This is a genomic window from Candidatus Bathyarchaeia archaeon (assembly GCA_038883335.1).
Lineage (GTDB): Archaea > Thermoproteota > Bathyarchaeia > Hecatellales > Hecatellaceae > JAVZMI01.
The window spans coordinates 31,236-49,329 of sequence record JAVZMI010000007.1; the positions used below are offsets into that span (position 1 = coordinate 31,236).

General features: G+C 48.3%; 23 protein-coding genes and 1 tRNA gene. 13 read left to right on the forward strand and 11 right to left on the reverse strand.

Translation table 11 applies throughout. From position 1 onward, the window contains the following. Positions 1-96: 96 nt before the first annotated feature. Positions 97-1,143 carry a hypothetical protein gene (locus QXJ75_04625; GenBank protein ID MEM3737350.1) on the reverse strand — a complete coding sequence of 349 codons (1,047 nt, stop codon included), beginning with the start codon at positions 1,141-1,143 and terminating at the stop codon, positions 97-99. 103 nt (positions 1,144-1,246) lie between these two features. Here QXJ75_04625 and QXJ75_04630 point away from each other — a divergent pair, with 103 nt between their 5' ends. The 6 genes from QXJ75_04630 to QXJ75_04655 all read left to right on the forward strand — a co-directional run bounded on the left by QXJ75_04630 (position 1,247) and on the right by QXJ75_04655 (position 5,113). Further along, complete coding sequence (locus tag QXJ75_04630) at positions 1,247-1,627, forward strand: hypothetical protein (GenBank protein ID MEM3737351.1); 381 nt, start codon at positions 1,247-1,249, stop codon at positions 1,625-1,627. Positions 1,628-1,633: 6 nt separating this feature from the next. Then, positions 1,634-2,974 carry a glycosyltransferase gene (locus QXJ75_04635; GenBank protein MEM3737352.1) on the forward strand — a complete coding sequence of 447 codons (1,341 nt, stop codon included), beginning with the start codon at positions 1,634-1,636 and terminating at the stop codon, positions 2,972-2,974. Between the two features lie 176 nt (positions 2,975-3,150). Next, entirely contained in the window at positions 3,151-3,540 is a 390-nt protein-coding gene (locus QXJ75_04640; GenBank protein ID MEM3737353.1) for a hypothetical protein, read from the forward strand. Positions 3,541-3,569: 29 nt separating this feature from the next. Continuing rightward, positions 3,570-3,647 (forward strand) — tRNA-Asp (locus QXJ75_04645). Positions 3,648-3,728: 81 nt separating this feature from the next. Further along, the gene (locus QXJ75_04650; protein MEM3737354.1) at positions 3,729-4,448 is read left to right on the forward strand and encodes a nuclear transport factor 2 family protein; all 720 of its coding nucleotides are present in this window, start codon (positions 3,729-3,731) and stop codon (positions 4,446-4,448) included. Between the two features lie 128 nt (positions 4,449-4,576). After that, positions 4,577-5,113, forward strand: coding sequence for an Hsp20/alpha crystallin family protein (locus QXJ75_04655; GenBank protein ID MEM3737355.1), 537 nt, complete (start codon positions 4,577-4,579; stop codon positions 5,111-5,113). Between the two features lie 314 nt (positions 5,114-5,427). On the opposite strand, the gene QXJ75_04660 is transcribed toward QXJ75_04655, so the two are convergent. Further along, positions 5,428-5,577, reverse strand: a complete 150-nt coding sequence (locus tag QXJ75_04660; protein ID MEM3737356.1) for a chorismate-binding protein — start codon at positions 5,575-5,577, stop codon at positions 5,428-5,430. A 290-nt stretch (positions 5,578-5,867) separates the two neighbouring features. Next, positions 5,868-6,428, reverse strand: coding sequence for a UbiX family flavin prenyltransferase (locus QXJ75_04665; protein ID MEM3737357.1), 561 nt, complete (start codon positions 6,426-6,428; stop codon positions 5,868-5,870). Positions 6,429-6,636: 208 nt separating this feature from the next. Between QXJ75_04665 and QXJ75_04670 the strand changes: the two genes are divergently transcribed. The 6 genes from QXJ75_04670 to QXJ75_04695 all read left to right on the forward strand — a co-directional run bounded on the left by QXJ75_04670 (position 6,637) and on the right by QXJ75_04695 (position 11,521). Continuing rightward, positions 6,637-7,071 carry a 4Fe-4S binding protein gene (locus tag QXJ75_04670; GenBank protein MEM3737358.1) on the forward strand — a complete coding sequence of 145 codons (435 nt, stop codon included), beginning with the start codon at positions 6,637-6,639 and terminating at the stop codon, positions 7,069-7,071. Next, positions 7,068-8,837 carry an aldehyde ferredoxin oxidoreductase family protein gene (locus tag QXJ75_04675; protein MEM3737359.1) on the forward strand — a complete coding sequence of 590 codons (1,770 nt, stop codon included), beginning with the start codon at positions 7,068-7,070 and terminating at the stop codon, positions 8,835-8,837. Before QXJ75_04670 ends, QXJ75_04675 begins: the two co-directional genes overlap by 4 nt. Before the next feature lie 242 nt (positions 8,838-9,079). Next, positions 9,080-9,679: a magnesium transporter gene (locus QXJ75_04680; GenBank protein ID MEM3737360.1), complete on the forward strand. Its 600-nt coding sequence runs from the start codon at positions 9,080-9,082 to the stop codon at positions 9,677-9,679. Positions 9,680-9,781: 102 nt separating this feature from the next. Further along, positions 9,782-10,276 carry a magnesium transporter gene (locus QXJ75_04685; protein ID MEM3737361.1) on the forward strand — a complete coding sequence of 165 codons (495 nt, stop codon included), beginning with the start codon at positions 9,782-9,784 and terminating at the stop codon, positions 10,274-10,276. A gap of 69 nt (positions 10,277-10,345) precedes the next feature. Continuing rightward, positions 10,346-10,930 carry a TrkA C-terminal domain-containing protein gene (locus tag QXJ75_04690; GenBank protein MEM3737362.1) on the forward strand — a complete coding sequence of 195 codons (585 nt, stop codon included), beginning with the start codon at positions 10,346-10,348 and terminating at the stop codon, positions 10,928-10,930. A 6-nt stretch (positions 10,931-10,936) separates the two neighbouring features. Then, a complete protein-coding gene (locus QXJ75_04695; GenBank protein MEM3737363.1) occupies positions 10,937-11,521 on the forward strand; it encodes a TrkA C-terminal domain-containing protein in 585 nt (194 codons plus the stop codon). Here QXJ75_04695 and QXJ75_04700 read toward each other — a convergent pair. From QXJ75_04700 to QXJ75_04730, 7 genes are all read right to left on the reverse strand, one after another. Further along, positions 11,518-11,853 carry a hypothetical protein gene (locus tag QXJ75_04700; protein MEM3737364.1) on the reverse strand — a complete coding sequence of 112 codons (336 nt, stop codon included), beginning with the start codon at positions 11,851-11,853 and terminating at the stop codon, positions 11,518-11,520. The genes QXJ75_04695 and QXJ75_04700 overlap by 4 nt on opposite strands. A gap of 250 nt (positions 11,854-12,103) precedes the next feature. Beyond that, the gene (locus QXJ75_04705; protein MEM3737365.1) at positions 12,104-12,772 is read right to left on the reverse strand and encodes an RlmE family RNA methyltransferase; all 669 of its coding nucleotides are present in this window, start codon (positions 12,770-12,772) and stop codon (positions 12,104-12,106) included. A gap of 8 nt (positions 12,773-12,780) precedes the next feature. Further along, positions 12,781-13,176, reverse strand: a complete 396-nt coding sequence (locus tag QXJ75_04710; GenBank protein ID MEM3737366.1) for a transcriptional regulator — start codon at positions 13,174-13,176, stop codon at positions 12,781-12,783. A gap of 162 nt (positions 13,177-13,338) precedes the next feature. Beyond that, complete coding sequence (locus tag QXJ75_04715) at positions 13,339-14,289, reverse strand: transcription initiation factor IIB (protein ID MEM3737367.1); 951 nt, start codon at positions 14,287-14,289, stop codon at positions 13,339-13,341. Between the two features lie 10 nt (positions 14,290-14,299). Further along, the gene (locus QXJ75_04720; protein MEM3737368.1) at positions 14,300-14,536 is read right to left on the reverse strand and encodes a Gar1/Naf1 family protein; all 237 of its coding nucleotides are present in this window, start codon (positions 14,534-14,536) and stop codon (positions 14,300-14,302) included. 66 nt (positions 14,537-14,602) lie between these two features. Then, entirely contained in the window at positions 14,603-14,929 is a 327-nt protein-coding gene (locus QXJ75_04725; GenBank protein ID MEM3737369.1) for a signal recognition particle subunit SRP19/SEC65 family protein, read from the reverse strand. A 17-nt stretch (positions 14,930-14,946) separates the two neighbouring features. Beyond that, positions 14,947-15,348, reverse strand: coding sequence for a 30S ribosomal protein S8e (locus QXJ75_04730; protein ID MEM3737370.1), 402 nt, complete (start codon positions 15,346-15,348; stop codon positions 14,947-14,949). 174 nt (positions 15,349-15,522) lie between these two features. Between QXJ75_04730 and thiC the strand changes: the two genes are divergently transcribed. Next, on the forward strand, positions 15,523-16,809 hold the full coding sequence (thiC, locus tag QXJ75_04735; GenBank protein ID MEM3737371.1) for a phosphomethylpyrimidine synthase ThiC: 1,287 nt from the start codon (positions 15,523-15,525) through the stop codon (positions 16,807-16,809). A 5-nt stretch (positions 16,810-16,814) separates the two neighbouring features. On the opposite strand, the gene QXJ75_04740 is transcribed toward thiC, so the two are convergent. Beyond that, positions 16,815-18,071 (reverse strand): translation initiation factor IF-2 subunit gamma, encoded by a 1,257-nt coding sequence (locus tag QXJ75_04740; protein MEM3737372.1) that lies wholly within the window; start codon positions 18,069-18,071, stop codon positions 16,815-16,817. Positions 18,072-18,094 lie beyond the last annotated feature (23 nt).

An 18,094-nucleotide genomic window follows, 5' to 3' on the forward strand; every position in this document is an offset into this window, starting at 1 on the left:
AGCCTTGAAAGCGATATTTTGTGTAGAGCTTACAGAGCCATGCGCCGGTTTCAGGGCTAGATTAGTAAACCGTGCGTCAACTGGTTGTTTAGGTTTTTAGATGGAAATTCTGCTTGCCGCCTCTTCCAGTTTGTTGTACAGCGTTCTACCGATGTCCCAAAAGAGCAGCACTATAATGGCGGCTACAACGATCTGTGATGCTGCAGCTAGAGCAGCACCGATGCCTGGGATTAAGACTATGAGCTGATAGGCAACCCAGTAGACTATTAAGGCCAAGATGATGAAGGAGAGGTCGAGGAAAATCCTATGTAGAAGGCTGCGCGCATTTGGTGACGCTAAGCTGGGCATCAGTCCAGTTAAGGTTTCAAGGGGAAAACCAAGGAGAGCAATGGCACTGGTAATGAACCGAACCGCAATTAAGCTAAGTACTCCAAGGATAATTATAGAGATTACGAGGCTTAAAGAAATTCCAAAGACTGGGATTAAAATGTTGGAAGAGAATTCTAGCAAGGGCATGAAAGTGTAACTGAGGACGAGCACCCCAATCAAAACTAAAAAGGATATAACCACTTTCAGAGCCTTTTCGCCAACCTTGCCGAGTGGCAACTGCTTCGCCTCTGAACCCCAGACTATCCTACCTATAGCGACCTCCAACTCCCTATAGGCTAATCTTCCGACTCCCCAAAAGAAAAGAACGACTATAGCACCCACAACCGTTTGCAGAGTAGCGGTAATAACAAGCCCCAAGCCGGGGATTAGGTTAAGGATTGGTGACGCTACCCAGTAAGCTATTAGGATTATTACTACAAGATAGAACTGAAGAATAAGTTTTCTTAACAAGCCAACGTGACTTGGAAATGTGCCCGGCATAAATCTAGCCAGCTTATCCGGTGTGAGACCGATGCGAGCCAGAACTGAGCCTATAAACCTGAAAGCTGCGAACGAGAAGACCGCCGCGAAGATCACAAACACTACCATGCCTATGCCGATCTCTGTTCCCGGGATGAATATTTTAAAGGCGAAATTTATGAGTGGCAGAAGCGCATAACCAACTATTAATATACCGAGTAGTGATAAGATTTGTGTGACTGCTCCGCATATGCTCTTTACAATTCTTCGCGCTGGACGCCATTCTTTGCCCATAGTAGCTCATCGCCGGTCAGGTGGCGCCGCATGGGCACAATTTTTAATTAAATAATCAGGATAACCATTAATAAACTTGGCAAGATTTAATCGTGTTTAAGTTATGGTGAGCTTCGTGAGCGAGTATCCTACCGTATTTGAGGCTGATCATGAAATTGTCGAGTTGAGGAAAGACTACTTGGCGATTTACATTAAACCTTCATCCATAGAAAGCCTAAAGGAACTGACAAAGAACAATGAGACAATATATGGAGCTCTGCTAACATTGCTTAGATGGGCTCATCACCCCATAATCCCATTACCAGACATCGTGGATGTCTCGGTGGAGGTGATTCCTACCCCGCCTGGAGGGCGCGAGTTGGCTAGGTTGATCATCAAATCGAAGTTTCATGGGGGATACCGTCTGCTTGAGGTACATTTAAGCCTTGGTGACGCTCAAAAGTTAGCTGCAGAGATCAAGGAGTTAATTTCTCCAAAGTTTTAGCTACATTTGAGTGGAGAAGTGACCGGTTGCTGGAGGGCGAGAGCAGTGACTCTCAAAGATTATGAGGGGATCGTCGGCGCCAAAGTCATAGAGGAAATTATGTCTCTGGGCGAGAGACTGCGTGGTAGAAAGGTTATCCACATCAACTCAACAAGAGTTGGTGGAGGGGTCGCGGAGATACTACAAAGGCTCATCCCCCTATTAAATGAGAGCGGTATGGAGGCTGAATGGCAGGTTATCACGGGAGATGAAGAATTTTTTCATGTTACAAAAAGCTTTCACAACGCACTCCACGGGATGCGTGTTGCGATCACCAATAAGATGTTAGAGTCTTACATTCGAAACAACGAAGAGAATGCTAAGCTCTTAGATCTAGACGATGCGGACTTTGTGGTAATACATGACTTGCAACCTGCCGCCCTCATTGAACACTTCCCAAAAAGACGGGGAAAGTGGATCTGGCGGTGTCACATAGACGTCTCAACCCCCAATCCGAGAGTCTGGGAATTTTTGAAACATTTCATATCTCAATACGATGCGGCAGTGTTCCACGTAGAGAAGTTCGCTAAGAAAGACCTCCTAATAAGGCAGTTCATAATCCCCCCTTCAATTGACCCCCTAAGCGAGAAGAACCGCGAGATACCGTCAGAGACGGTGGGCATGGTTCTGGAAAAGTTTCACATTAACCATGAGAAGCCCGTAATCTGCCAAATAGGTAGGTTCGACCACCTAAAAGACCCTGAAGGAGTAGTTAAAGTATACCAGCAAGTTAAGAGACCAGATGCTGTCATCGACATCCAACGGCTGATCAGAGGTGGGGAGCTGTTAGATGCTACACAGCTGGGCAAACGGGGAATCGACTGTCAGCTCATACTTGCTGGGGGGTTAGCGGCGGATGATCCTGAAGGCCAGGAAGTATTCCGAAATGTCCAAAAGCTTGTGAAGGGTGATAGAGACGCTCACATACTCCTCCTTCCCGCAGGCGCCGACTTGGAGATTAATGCTCTACAACGGGCTTCAAGTGTCGTCCTCCAAAAATCTTTGAAGGAAGGTTTCGCCCTTACTGTAAGCGAAGCCCTCTGGAAAGGGAAGCCTGTAATTGGCGGAAGCGCCGGCGGGATTCCTTTACAGATAATTAATGGTGTCAATGGCTTCCTAGTTAACAGTATAGGAGAGGCCGCAGAGCGTGCACGATTTCTTCTGAAACATCCGCAGAAGGCTAGGGAGATGGGTGAGGTGGGTAGGGAGTATGTAAAGAGGAACTTCCTCATTACGAGGCATGTTAGAGATTACTTGATGTTATATCTGACGCTAGAACTTATACCAGAGAAACTAGTTCAGGTTTAACCAATCAATTCCAGAACTTCCACTCGGTGCTACACAGTGAAAAGCTTCACAATACTGTAAACATGCATAATGTCACAGTAGCCGGAGCTATAGAGGTAGTAACGACAAGCATTGAGGCGAGCTAATTTGCTACGTCTTAATAAAGCAAAAGCTAAGTAGATACGTGGGGAGTAGATGTGAATAAAGCCGACGAGCTTGGTTGTCCATACTTCGCAGGCGAATACGCCAGCCTCACTCTAGATCAGGTTCGAGAACGCCTATCAGATCTTCTAAGCCTAATCAAGGAACTCGAAATATGCCTAAAAGAATCGGAAGAGGACTTGGGGAGGATTTCGACGAGGTTGACACTTGCAATGGAGCAACTATCTGAACCCACCCCGATGCAACATAAACATGCACCAATAGAGTGGCACGCCACCGTCCTAAGTAAAGTTAAGGCTCTGAGGGAGGAGCGTTGGAGAGCTAGAGAACAGATTGAGCTTACTCAGCAGCGACTCATGGATGTTAAAAGCCGCATCGAATATCTAGAGAGCCTCCTCAAGCGCGCCTTGAGAGAGAAAAGCTAATAATTGAGGAGGCTTAACCTCTTTTCCGGGCCCTGGTAGTATAGTCCGGTCTAGTATGCGCGGCTGTCGCCCGCACGACCCGGGTTCAAATCCCGGCCAGGGCGCCACGTCTCACTTTCAGCACCTTTTCTCTCTCCCACTGAGAGGCTCGGATCTCTAGGACTGCCAGTTGAGAAAGGGTTATTGGTTTGAAAGGCTTAAGAATGTTTAGGTATCTCGCCTTGGATGCGGAAAAAGCTCTGGTTGGAGAGGTCATCCGCCGCCGGATAGAGGGTATTAGGCTGAGGGATCCCTCCATGATAGCCTCGACTGTTAAGGTTGGATTCTATACAAAGTTCGACGACTGGACACCGAAGCTCCAAGAAGGATCTGAGGCTTTGAAAGAGGAGGAGGCCGCGTTGAAGGTTCTGTCGAGCTACAATTATAAAATGAGAGATCTCAGGATAGAGGTCCACGGCGGATGTGCTTGGGCTTCCTTCTATCTAGACTATGAGGGTGCTATAAGGGGAAGTAGGTTCAATGTTCAATCGCGGGTATCTATGTTCCTCTTAGAGGAGGGAGGAGAGTGGAGAATCGTGCATGAACACTTCTCCATAATGCCGAAGGAGTTACCTATTCAAACAATGCCTGAAGAGGAAAGGTTTCAGGCCAAGGCTCAGGCTGAAAAACCTGTACTAGACGAGCTTGATGAGACTATACTAGCCGTGTTGGGGGATGGGATAGAGAGGAGCGCCCGCGAGATAACTATTTCAATCGTTGAGCTTAAAGGGCGGCCGGTTGAAGCGGCAGATGTTGTGGAGAGATGCCGTAGATTGCTCGCCATAGGTTTGATAAAACAGACTAAAGGCGGTCTCTACCCTAAATATGTGATTGTCAGAAAAGGCGACTTTAAAAACGCAGTAGTTTAAACTTAGTGAGACATGTAGAGGCTCGCTGTATTAACCTTCACTTCTGAGTGGAGAAAAAGTTATATACGGGTTGTTTATTTTATTCATTGGTAACTTTATGTTACTAACTAAATGGGGGATAGATAGATATGCCCGAAGAAGTGAAACCTAAGGAGCCAGGCACCACCCTACCAGCAAAGACAACCACAAGACGGATGCTACATCCCACAATACGGCCATCATTACCCAGCTTCTGGGAAGAGGTGGACAGATTCTTCGACGAGTTCAGGCGTGGCTTCATAGATCTATTCTCGCCTTGGGCAGCTCCCCTAGCTCCGCCGCTTAACGAGATTAGGGAACCATGCTGCGACCTAATAGATGAAGGCACAGCTTACAGGATGCGGTTAGAGGTACCTGGAATACCGAAAGACAAGATTGAGATCCACGCAACCAATAATAGTATAGAGGTCAACGCTGAAGCAGCAACCGAGGAAGAGGAGAGGAAAGGGAAGAAAGTTGTCAGCCGAGAGCGAAATTACTCGAGGCTGTACCGTTGCATCACCTTACCGGAAGAGGTTGTACCGGAGAAGGCTGAAGCTACTCTGAAAAATGGCCTTCTAGAGATCGAAGTACCCAAGAAGACTCCGACACCCGAACCAAAGAAACATAGGGTCCAGATAAAATAGAATCCTTCCTTTTTCTTTTTAATGAACCAACCTCTTAGACTGAAGAAAATATCCACTCTGCTCTTGCTATGTGTACATAAATTAAACCTGTTGCAATTTTTTAGGTAACCACCAGTCAGAAGATAACTCTAGCGGATGGCAACCCCAAACCAACTCCTGTAAAGTGTCTAGGTGCCGCTTGATTCTCAAACGCTACAAGCCAAACTCGCCAATAGGTGACGCTTAAATTTACCTTCGCCTTGAGAATGTGTATCACTTCGTATATGTTGGAAATAAAAAGAGAGTTTTCCTCTGCGGGAGGAGGAGAACATTTGTTAATCGACTTTATGAGCTAAACGAAACTTCTTTCCGCAGTGCTCAAATAACTGCACATGTAGTTTTGGTCCTTTCTTTCCTTTAGGGATTACGTCCCACTCCTTGATGGGCGTTGAAACTTCAGCTCCACACTTCGGACATTTAGCCATCATACACCACCCTAATCTTCCAAATCCTTACCATTGAAGTATATAAGACCTTACTATTTGGGCTTCAGCTAGACTCTTCCACCTTTTAAGGGCTTCTATTCGAAAGTTTGCAGGTTCATATGTTTATGCTATAGACATGGGCGACTATACAGGGGATAACATTGGCGTTAAAGATGCTTGGCGATTTTGGTCGAAGATACATCATTGCCCTACGAATTAAGCGGACTCAGGAGATACCTCAAACTCGCTAATATACTCATTGCAAGTAACCATAAAACACTAATTTGCAGCTACGTACCGCCTTCCCACCTTCTATATAGGCTGTGCTCTATGTGGAACAAGTCTAGAACCTTGCCCACAACATGGTCAACTGCATCGCTCAGCGACTTAGGTTTGTGGTAGAAGGCTGGGGAAGCAGCCATGAGGGTGCCTCCAGCCCTCGCCACCCTCACCATATTCTCGAGGTGAATGAGGCTGAAAGGCATCTCTCTGACTACGATAACAACCCTGCGACGCTCTTTCAACGAGACTTCGACCGCGCGTAGGAGGAGGTTATCACTATACCCGCAGGCAATACCTGCTAGAGTCTTCATACTGCAGGGGGCGACTACGGCGCCTTCGACCACATAGCTTCCACTCGTGATCGGGGCCATCAGATCGTCAGGGGCATAGCATTTTGAGGCTAAACTTTTAACAGCGTCCAAGCTTAGCTCAACCTCATATTTGATGAGTTTCTCAGCCGCCTTGCTTACGACCAGATGGGTCTCAACCCCCAGCTCCCTTAGAACTTGGAGGAGCCTTACCCCATAGACAACCCCACTAGCGCCAGTGATACCTACTATAAGCCGCATACACATCCTCAACCATGAGTCTAACTATCTTCCAACCTGAAACCGTGGCTTCGCCACAGAACACTTTACACTAGGTGTAACTTATAATCTTGGCGCACCAACCCGAGGGAACTATGACGTGAACTAACCTTGAATCATGAAGAAACCACTGCCGAGTATCAAGTCGTAGCGGAAACCTAAAGAGGTGTGATGAACTACTTTGAGTTAGGTGTTAATTCTGAAAGCCAACAGGTTGGTGGTTGTGGACTATGATCTCTGCGTCGGCTGTCAGTGTTGCATGTTCGCCTGCACACGCCGCTTCGCGGAGGCCGGTCTCTCAAGATCTACAATACATATAAAATCCGCTGGAGGGTTTGAAAGAGGCTTCGTGGTTACAGTTTGTAAGGCATGCTCAGAGCCGCCTTGCATGAAAGTCTGCCCAACCGACGCGCTCGTATTCAGAAAGCCTGGGGGTGTAACTCTCATACCGAGCAAGTGCATAATGTGCAAGAACTGTGTAGATGCCTGCACTGTAGGCGCAGTGTTCTGGGATGAGGAGGTAAACAAGCCTGCCATCTGCGTTTACTGTGGATATTGTGTCGGCTATTGCGCTTACGGTGTGATAAAACTTCAACCTGTAGGTGAGGGAGAGGATAGAAGATGATTGAGGGCGATCCTATCTCGAGAGTATTGTATATTGACCTGACTAGGCGGAGGTCGTGGGTTGAGGAGCAACCCGAACTCTTCAAAGAGCGTCTAGGTGGAACCGGCGCCGCAATAGAACTCCTCCACAAAGAGTGCCCCCCTAGCGTGAACCCACTTGGGCCGGAGAACCCCATCATCTTCGCGGTGGGCCAGTTGAACGGAGTTTTCCCTATCGCTTCTAAGATGGTAGCGATGTTCAAATCTCCTTTAACTGGAAATCTTGGAGAGAGCCATGGGGGCGGCCGGAGTGCTGTAGCTTTGAGGATGGCAGGTTACGGTGCACTGGTAATCAAGGGTAGGAGTGAGACGCCTATCTACCTGAGTGTTCATATGGATGAGGTTAGTTTCAAGGATGCCTCAGTTCTATGGGGCATGGGAAGCAGTGCTACAGGGCGTGTGATCCGAGAGCGTGAGCCCAAACCTGGGATACGCACTATCATGCGTATAGGACAGGCTGGGGAAAGGATGGTCTCATACGCTTGCGTGGTAACGGAGACTTATAGACACTTTGGCAGGTTGGGGTTAGGCGCAGTTTTTGGGAGTAAGAAGTTGAAGGCACTCGTGATATCCGGGAGACGCAGTTTCAAGTTCAAAGACCCCAGACAGTACAGAGTTCTCTATGATGAAGTTTTTAATGCCCTAGTAACCTCGCCCCTAATGAAGAAGTATCACGAGTTAGGCACCTCGATGAACATCCTCCCACTCAACGAGATGAGAGCACTCCCAACCCAGAACCTTGCTAAGAGCGACTTCGAGTGTGCTGATGGAATCTCCGGTGAGACCTTCGCTGAGAGATACCTCGGTCGGAGGGTGGCATGCGCTCACTGCCCTGTAAGCTGTATTCACATAGCAGCCTTCAGGATTCCCTACGAGACCGAGCCCTACTTCTACAAGACCAAGATGATCTCATACGACTATGAGTTGATCTACTCGTTAGGTGCCATGTTGGGGGTTGGAACTTGTGAAGGAATCCTCAAACTGATAGAAGAGGTGGAGACCCTAGGCCTTGACGCTATGAGTACAGGCGTCTCCCTCGCTTGGGCTACAGAGATGCAACAGAGAGGATTAATCACAGAAAGAGAGACAGCTGGGCTTAAGTTGCAATGGGGAGACTACGGCGTATACCTCAACGCGGTAAAGAACATTGTAGGCCAACCAACTGAGTTCTACACTGCGCTGGCTCGTGGGGTTGACTACGCCTCTTCGAAGTATGGAGGTGAAGAGTTCGCGTTAGCGTTTGGGGGTAATGAGATGCCAGGCTACCATACGGGGCCTGCAGCCTATGTAGGCTACTTGGTAGGAGCCCGACACAGTCACCTGGATGGGGCTGGATATAGCGTGGACGAGAAATTTGCGAAAGCTGGTAAACACCCGACTCCTGAAGGTGTGGCTGAAGCCCTCATCGCTGAAGAGAAGTGGAGGCAGATTCTCTCCAGTTTAGTGGTCTGTTACTTCGGGAGAGGAGTATACACGCCCGAGATAGTCGCAAGGGCTTACAACTTGTTGGGTTATCAGTTAAGCTGCGAGGATCTAGTGAAGATTGGAGCAGAAATACTTAGGTCGAAGTATAACTTTAAGTGTAGGGAAGGCTTCGACTTCGGGAAACTTAGAATACCTACCAGAATATTTAAATCGCCCACACCCTTAGGGCCGGTTACTGAAGAATTTATCAGGGAGAGTATTAAACACTTCAAAACGATTCTGGAATCAGCGCCAGAAGGGTAATTGACGTATAAAAACACTAACAGCTCGGCCTCCAATACGCAGGTTCTCCAGTTACTGCCGTAGAACTTTTATATCAGCCAGCCACAGCTCCGAAGCTTGCGACAGCAAAGCAGATTTCTCATCTAGCACCGTAACTTTAGGCGAGTTTAGGCAGAGGCTCAGCGAGACTCAAACTTCATATCAACCCATAAATACTTGATGCTAGAGCTTACTTGCTAACGCCGCTGGGGAGCAAACTGGAGATGCCAACGCGAACCCAGCTGAGGTCCATGGTGCATACGTACATGGAGGTCACACCCTTCATCCTACTCACGACTCTGGCGGAAATAGCTGCTGGAGCCTTCTTGTTAGACATTCGCGGTTTCTTCGAGCTGCTGCCAGGGCTTCTATTCCTTCTACCGGGACTGATGGAGCTGAGGGGAAATGTGGCAACTTCCCTCGCCCAGAGGCTAGGTTCAGCGATTCACATAGGGCTTGTAAGCTGGGATAAAGGCTACAATAACATCCTTAGGAGTAACGTTGAATCTTCGATAGCGTTAAGCCTGGTAGTATCAGGAGTTCTAAGCGTGGGAGTCTATCTATGGTCGCTCGTAGTTGGGGTACTCGTAGTAAACCTGCTCACCCTAATTCTATTAGCCTTCCTGACCGCGGCACTCTCAGCTGTAACTCAAGCCTTCTTAGCCGCATTCGTCGCAGTCTATGCTGCTTACAGAGGGTTAGACCCAGACAATGTCACAGCACCAGTTCTATCTGTAATTGGAGACATATTGACGATAGTCTTCCTCATCTTAGCTGTCAAGTTAGTACTTTACCTGAGCCCGATCATTCAGCTGGTGGGTTAGGTGAGAGGTCTGAAAAGGAGACGTGAATATGAGAAAATGTATCGGGGGTCGGTGATTATTCGTGAAAGTTTACCCATCCTACTATTCTTAGTGCTGTTTTCCTTGGTCACGGGTAGAACTCTAGAGGATGCCACCTACCTCATCGTTGAGGATGCCCCTTTTGTACTACTGGTAATACCCGCGTTTATCAATATGGCTGGAGTCCTAGCTACAGTTTTCAGTTCTAGGTTAACTTCCCGTCTATTCATAGGGACGATTGATAGACATTTCAGGCCACGCCGCCTTTTAGCCTTCGACTTGTTGGCTATATCTGCGGTAGCATTATCAGGATTCACCCTGCTAGCTGTGATAGTTATCCTAGCTACGAGGTATTTCCTATTCATCTTAATCGACGCCACTCTGGTCTTCGGGGCGTTTTTGACTGCCGGTTTAACAGCCACGATCGCCATGTGCATAGTTGGTATAATAGTCGCCTATTTGAGCTTCTCCAAGGGATTAAACCCTGACAACTTTACCGCCCCCTTCACCAGCACCTTGGGAGATATGGCTGGTACCCTTATCCTGATATTTTCGGTAAAATCTTTCTCCTTGGTTTAACCAACCTTTTGATTGGTAGAAAAATTAAAAACCAAGAACCTCTATCTACATTGAAGGTAGAAGAGTGTTATGTCCCCTGGAAGGGAAGAGTATAAACCTACATCGATCAAGGAGTTATTGGTCGAGATAAGGAATAACACAACACTGATAGTTGACCTCTCCTACGCAACATTGATCCTTCGCGATAGGAGTCTAGCGGAGGAGGTGCTTACCTTAGAAAAAAATATCGACGGACTACTCAACCAACTACAGAAAATAATTATGCTCGCTGCCAGGGATATTGAAGATGCTGAAGCCTTACAATCAATCTTGACAGTGGCGTTGGCGACAGACAGAGTATCCAACGCTGCTGGAGAAATAGTTTACCCCATTCTTAAGGGTGTGGAACCTCACCCAATCCTCCTAGAGGGACTGAAACAGATAGATGAACCATTTGTAGCAGTTCGAGCCGCAACCAACTCGATCCTATGTAAGAAGTCTATGAGTAGCAAGAGTATAAGAATGAAGCTTGGAGTGGACATAGTCGCAGTGCGGCGGGGTGAGAAATGGATCACTCAACCTGCAAGCGTAGATAGAATCCTTCCTGATGACATAATTATAGCTAGAGGAGAGAATGTTGGTGTTGAAAGGTTGAAGGAGATTGCGGCAGGTTGAGCTTAATTGACTGAAGAGACTGAACTCTCCCAGAGGGCTAGAAACCTCTTCTCAGAGCTGATGGACAGATCGGAACTTCAGTTAGACCTAGCTTACACAGCCCTCCTTTTTAATGATAGGGATCTAGCGGAGGATGTCATGGAGCTCCACCAGAAGCTTGAGAATGTCTATATTGATTTTGAGGAGACTACGTTAAAGTTAGCCAAAGTAGTGCAAACTCCTGAGAAACTCTGGAGCTTGGTTAGAACTGGAGATCATGTTAAGGACATAATTGACGCCGCCTCTACCATATCTGATGTTGTGCTAAGGGGGTTGCCAACCCACCCAGTGATCCGGTCAATCTTTGACTCATCGAGCGAAACAGTTAGGAGAGTGAAGATTGAGCCAGGCTCCCAGTTGGACGGGAAGACGCTCGGCGAAGTAAAACTTCAAGAACTAAGTGGTATGCGGGTGATATGCATTAAGAGGGGGGAAGAATGGGTGTGCGGCCCCACCAGCGCAACAGCGATTAAAGGAGGCGATATCCTTTACGTTAGGGGGCCGAGCGAAGGCGAGCAGATAATTAGAAACCTTGCCATATCCAGCATCTAAATTTTACATGAACATTCTTTACTAAACAGGACTGCCTCCATCAACAGCGACTTTATAGCGCCAAGCTTCGTATCGTCTGTTATATCCATGGTATACCACCCTTTCCACTGTGCTGGAAAGATCCCCAAGTGCCCCAACGCCCTCCCTCGGTGGCCTAAGAGAAACCATAACTCAATCTTCGTCTTCGCATGATATACCCTCATTATATGCCCCTCTACTCCGTGGACGAAGACAGATATGCCATGAGTGTCCACAGCGTAGCGCAGGGGGTGATTAATCTCTTTCGTTAATTGCTCTACGAGAGCCTCAATTTTTTTGACGGTCACCGACATGCTAAGCTCCTGGTGTGGAACACCTTCAGAGCTACATCCGCCATCCGCCTCACAATCCTTACCAAAAAATCTTAGAAGCTGACCCAGGTCGACCCCCCACAGTTTACAGAAAGCCTGTAAGAATTAAGACTTTCCGCGGTCTCCTTACGTTTCGAGGTAGATCTGGTGTGCGCCGATATTTTTATACGCAAAGAATTAATTGACACCAAGGAAACAAAACAGACGACAGATTAACACTGGATATAAATTTTCATGTAGAATCTTGCAGGTCGGGAGGACATGTAACACGTAGCTGAAGATCTCCGCAACCCCTGAAGCCTAACCCCAAAAGGTAGAGTTCGGAGCTCTTCGCCCTGCTGGCCTCAGGCTTGAGGAGCCTTAAGTCTCGGAAGTGTTGTTTAACTTCTCCAATATATTCCTTCAAGAGAGGACCATCAAACACTTTCACAAAGAAGCGCCCACTCTCTTTAAGAGTTAACTTGGCGATGCTAAGTGCCGCTCTCGCCAAGTGAATCTGCCGGGCGTGGTCAACCTCCCAGACGCCTGAGACGTTTGGGGAAGCGTCACAGAGTATGACATCAGGCCTTCGCCCCAACCTGTCCGTTATCTTTTCTGGCAGTTCAGGATCTAGTATGTCACCTTCCATGAAGACGACCCCCCGACTCATCAGTTTCTGGTCGATACCTCTAACATCAACCCCTAGCGCAACACCGTCAGGTCCGATTATTTTGGCTGACACTTGGAGCCAGCCGCCTGGAGCACAACCTAGGTCTACGACTACGTCACCCCGCTTTAAAAATCTAAACCGCCTGTTTGCTTGGATCAACTTGTAGGCTGCGCGGCTGGGGTACCCTTCCTCTTTGGCCTTCCTGTAGAAGTAGTCTCTCTTCCGTTCCTCAAACCACCTTCCTACCGACACCACCTCCTTCAATGCTGAGCTACTCCAGACTTCTCAAAGAGCCACCGGGTCAGCTTATCACAAGTGATCGGAGATACGGCACCTCCTACTCCACAACGTTCCTGTTCACTGCAAAAAGTGCAAACTTGGTCTAGTATGGAATCTGCCTTGACTGAGCGTTTCTTTGCTATCAACTTATAAGTCCATTTACCGTCGTGGAGCTCTCTTTTCCTATCTATGAGGTGGGCCTTCTCGAGTCTAAGCGAGACACGTGACCCTTCCCTGCTACTGGCGTTAATCTTCTTCCAGAGCAAACTCTGCAGGATGCCCTCCTCGCCATGCTCCTTGATGATCTGAAGAACCTTATACTCTAGGTCTCTATCCCTTCGTGACATAGCGAGAGCACCCATCAATCTTTCCCACAACGCACCTTAGAAGACATTGTTACCCTGCCAATAATATTGAGAGTTTGAAGTGGTGCCATGTTCGTAATAAGTTTGTCATATAATGACATATAAATTTCTCGGAGACCTTCCACTACCTTAGAGGAAGGCGAAATCCTAAAACTACGACAGCCCGCACAAAACTCAAATTCTTACCTTTATATCCAACTTATCCATGAGCTCTCGGTAGCGGTTTCTTATAGTCACTTCAGTTACATTTGCAATCTCGGCAATCTCCCTCTGGGTCTTCCTATCACCTGCTAGGACTGACGCAATGTAAGTTGCAGCGGCAGCTATGCCCGTTGGCCCTCGACCGCTCGTTATGCGGAGGTTACTTGCACTCTCAAGAATTGAGGCGGCCACCATGGTCGCCTTGCCGGATACAAACAGCTGATTAGAAAACTTGGAGGCATATTTTAAGGGAAGAGCTGGAGGGATGAATTCCTCCAACTCTCTCGCGAGAAATCTGTAACACCGACATATCTCTTTCTTGCTGACGCATATGACCCTGGTTAGCTCATCTAAGGTGCGTGGTATAGCACACTTCCTACAAGACATGTATATGGCAGCCGCCGCGATGCCTTGAATGGACCTTCCTCGAATCAGCCTTTTCTTGACAGCTCTGCGGTATAGTACTGCGGCTGTCTCAAGAATGCTCTTAGGAAGGTTCAGCGCTGTGGCAATCTTATTCATCTCGGATAGGGCAAAGGCGAGATTCTTCTCTGACGCGTCAGCAACGCGTATCCTCCTGTGCCACTTCCTAAGCATAAATACTTGGCTCATCTGTACTGGGTTGAGACCCTTCCCGCAAGTATCTTGATTGTGCCAATCGATTAGAGTTGAGAGACCCTTATCATGGATGGTATACGTTAGAGGCGCCCCCACCCTAGCCCTCTTAGCCCTCTGCTCGTCGTCGAAAGCTCTCCACTCAGGGCCAGTATCCGTGATCTTGTCATCTATCACGAAGCCACAGTCCATACATACAAGTTCGCCCTGATCGTAATCATTCATCAGCCTATCTCCACCACACTCGGGGCAAATCTTCCTCCTCTGCTTAATAGAGGAGGTTGTAGCCGCTGCTACTTTACCTTGCATGACGTGTTCCCTACCTCTTTTTCTCGAGAAGATATAAAACTTGATTAACAAATTTTTCAGGACTAGAATGTGAAGGTTTGATAGCAACGTAAGGTGAGACTACCGGCCCTAAGACGTCGAAGATGACGCCGACCTCACGAAGCTTGTTATCGAAAACTTTAACGCCAACTTGGAAGACTGTTTTTGCCTTAACTATCAAGTTACCCGTAGTTGGGGAGATGTGAAGAACTTTTCCCAATCGTTCCAAGCCGTCGACTCCTTATCTGGAGCCCATCGACTCCCTTTTTAGCGAGATAATCAAACTAACTTTGAGTCAAGATTTAAACTTTTCTCGAAGGTCTCTGCCACTCCTCCTCAACTCAACTAGTTTGGCGGCTAGAATCTTTAAGGTCTCGCGTTTAGACTGACGCTTGTCCACAAGCAAGTAGCCACACCCCTGCCACCACGATCGAGGGTAGCGGGCGTCAGGTTTAGGCTGCGGGTTTAAACCTAACAAGGCGGCCAGCTCCTTTATCTCTTCTATACGTGGAGACTCGACTGCCAGCTTTTTTGGAAGCCTCCTTCCAGCGGATGTAGTTTTTGAGATGTCAAAATAGACAGGCCAGACAATTACCCGGTCATTATATTTTCTCAAATACATCCCGATTAAAGACGTGGTTAACTTTGCGTCTTTCTTCCTGCCTCCACGAGAATTGCGTTTATGACTCCATGCTGCCCTGGACGAGAGGTTACCTTCGCGGTTCCAAGCTCTGTCTCGATTAGTGCCCCTTTAGTTATAACTCCTCTTCTGTCGTACTCGGCGTTCGATGGGTTTTTAATCACCCTCAATATCTTAGCCTTTCTAGTGATTCCTGCCACTCTGTCCGAGACTTGAGCCATGTAAGATGACAGGAGACGTAACTTGGCGCCCCCTCCTCTAGCCCTTCGAATTACTAGGGAAGGGTCTCCAAGCTTAGTCTGTGTAGGTGGGCCGCCTTGTTCGAATTTTCTCTTACCCCTCCAGGGACGACTCCTGCCGCCAGTGGGTTTACGTTTGTGAAGATCTGAATGCCAAGCCATCTATATGCCACCTATTTTTTACAACATGAAACTCATCCCAAATATTAATGCTTTCGCCTAACAGAGACAGTTGGCAACTGGGCTGTGAAAGGATAGATTATAGGCGAGGATGTTGATCAATAGGTTTAGGTACTCCCAGCTGTTTCCTCTAACCATAGTTGAGAGTGAGCTGTGGTGGGCATTGTAAGTACGGCAAAGGTTGGAGGCATCACGGAAGACATGCTGACGGTTGCGAAAGATGAAGGCGTGGATGCCGAGAAGATCAGGCGGTATGTCGCCGAAGGAAGGATAGTCATCTTGAGGAATTCACTGAGAGAACAGTGCCACCCCGTCGGAGTCGGAAAGGGTCTGAGAACTAAGGTGAACGCAAATGTTGGCACCTCGACAGATCTGAGCGACATAGACTCTGAGATTGAGAAGGCAACAGCCGCCGTAGCCTACGGTGCAGACACCGTGATGGATCTGAGCACAGGAGGCAACCTCGACGCCGTTCGGAGAGCTATCTTGAAAGCTGTAAAGGTTCCGGTTGGAAGTGTACCTATCTATCAAGCGGCTATCGAGGCTCTAAAGAGAAGACATGCCGTCGTGGACATGACAGAGGATGACCTATTCTCTATTATAGAGAGACATGCAAAGGATGGAGTAGACTTTATGACTATCCACGCAGCCATAACCAAGGAAACAGTCGATCGCCTGAAGAGAAGCCCACGAGTCACAGGCATCGTAAGCCGTGGTGGAGCCTTCCTTGCAAGCTGGATCCTTCATCATGAAAAAGAGAACCCCCTATACCGAAACTTCGACTGCCTTCTAGAAATAGCAAAAAGATACGATTTCTGCATAAGCATAGGAGACGCTTTGAGGCCGGGATGTCTCGCTGACGCCGACGACTGGTATCAACATCAAGAGTTGCTGAAGGCTGCTGAGCTGGTCGAGAGGTGCAGAAGTGGGACTGTGCAAGTAATTGTTGAAGGCCCCGGCCACTTACCCCTTAACCAGATCAGGGCTAACGTGATTATTGAGAAGTCGATATGTAAAGGTGCACCCTTCTACGTCTTAGGACCGCTGGTCACCGATATCGGTGCAGGCTATGACCATATAGTTGGGGCTATAGGGGGCGCCGTAGCTGCCGCCGCTGGTGCCGACTTCCTCTGCTATGTCACCCCGACGGAGCACTTGGGGCTACCCACACTGGAGGATGTTCGCGAGGGCGTGGCAGCGGCGAGGCTGGCCGCTCACGCCGCTGACATAGTAAAATTACGCAAAAGAGCCTTTCCAAGAGATTTCGCGATGGCTGAGGCCAGAGCCAAACTAGAGTGGGATAAACAGTATGAACTGTCAATAGACCCGGCGAGGGCGAGAAAGATCCGTGAGAGTAGAGGCCCGAAGGCTGAAGGTTGTAGTATGTGCGGCGAGTACTGTGTCTTTAAGGTTTTATCCATGAAGCAGAGGGTATGTCTCTAACGAAGTTAGCCTTTCAGCAAACCGTATCCTATTAGTCTCCATTTGCCTGCAATCCTACGACTGAGAGCTACTCTCGCCCCAGCCTTTACACAGACAGGTTTCTTTAGGGCTATCTCTAAGAGACCGGCCCTCAAACTTGTGACCGTACCTGAGGTGACAGCCGTCCCAACATTGATAACGAGAGGCTCGTTCAGCTTTAAGGTCTCAACCCGCATCAACTCTTGAGTTCCAATAACATTCTCGAAGAGGGAGACCTCCATCGATAAAGTTTCCATAGAAGGAGGGAGCATGTTTGGTTTACCTACCACGTTACCGATAAGTCTGTCCGCCTTTGATAGTGAAGGGTCAAGAGTTGTCCCAACCCCGACTAAGCCACCGCAGCCAACCTCCTCCAATTTCCTACAACCTGCGTGGAGGCTGGCAATGTTTGTTACTAGGCTGGTGTATCCTAGTTTGGCGCCTCTCTCACTCTTTATGCCTGGCCTTATCTCTATCTCTTCGCCTGTGTGAAGCTTACCTTCTACTATTGTACCGCCCAAAACCCCGCCGACAAGATTCTCTGCAGGAGTCCCAGGCTTGTTGATGTCGAAGGATCGAACTACATGCATAAAAGGCGGCTGAGCGGTGTCACGGTGCGGCGTGGGTATAAACTCTTGGATGGATTCGATTAAGAGGTCTATATTCAGCGCGTGCTGGGCTGAAACTGGAATGATGGGTGCGTTCTCAGCTATACTCCCAGCCAAGAATTCGCGGATTTGTTTGTAGTTCTTGAGGGCTTCTTCCCTGCTAACGAGGTCGAGTTTATTCTGGACTACAACTATATTCTTGACGCCGGCAATCTCCAAGGCTGCGAGATGTTCCCTAGTCTGAGGTTGGGGAACTGGCACGTCTGCGGCAACTATGAGGAGAGCTCCGTCCATGACTGCAGCCCCAGAGAGCATCGTCGTCATGAGAACCTCGTGGCCTGGACAGTCAACGAAGCTCACTGCCCTAAGGAAATGCGCCGGCCCCCCACACTTGGGGCATCTCTCATCGGTAGTATAACAAAGTGGTGGGGGGCAACTTGGGCATTTGTAGAAGGCACAATCAGCGTAGCCGAGTTTTATAGTTATGCCGCGCCGTAACTCTTCTGAGTGTCTACTCGCCCACACACCTGTGAGACTTTTAATCAGCGTCGTCTTTCCATGGTCAACATGACCAGCCGTACCTATGTTGACCTCAGGCTGTCTTGGGAGAGGAGTTACTCTGGATGTCTCAGCCAACTATGCCACTCAGCAGAGATAGA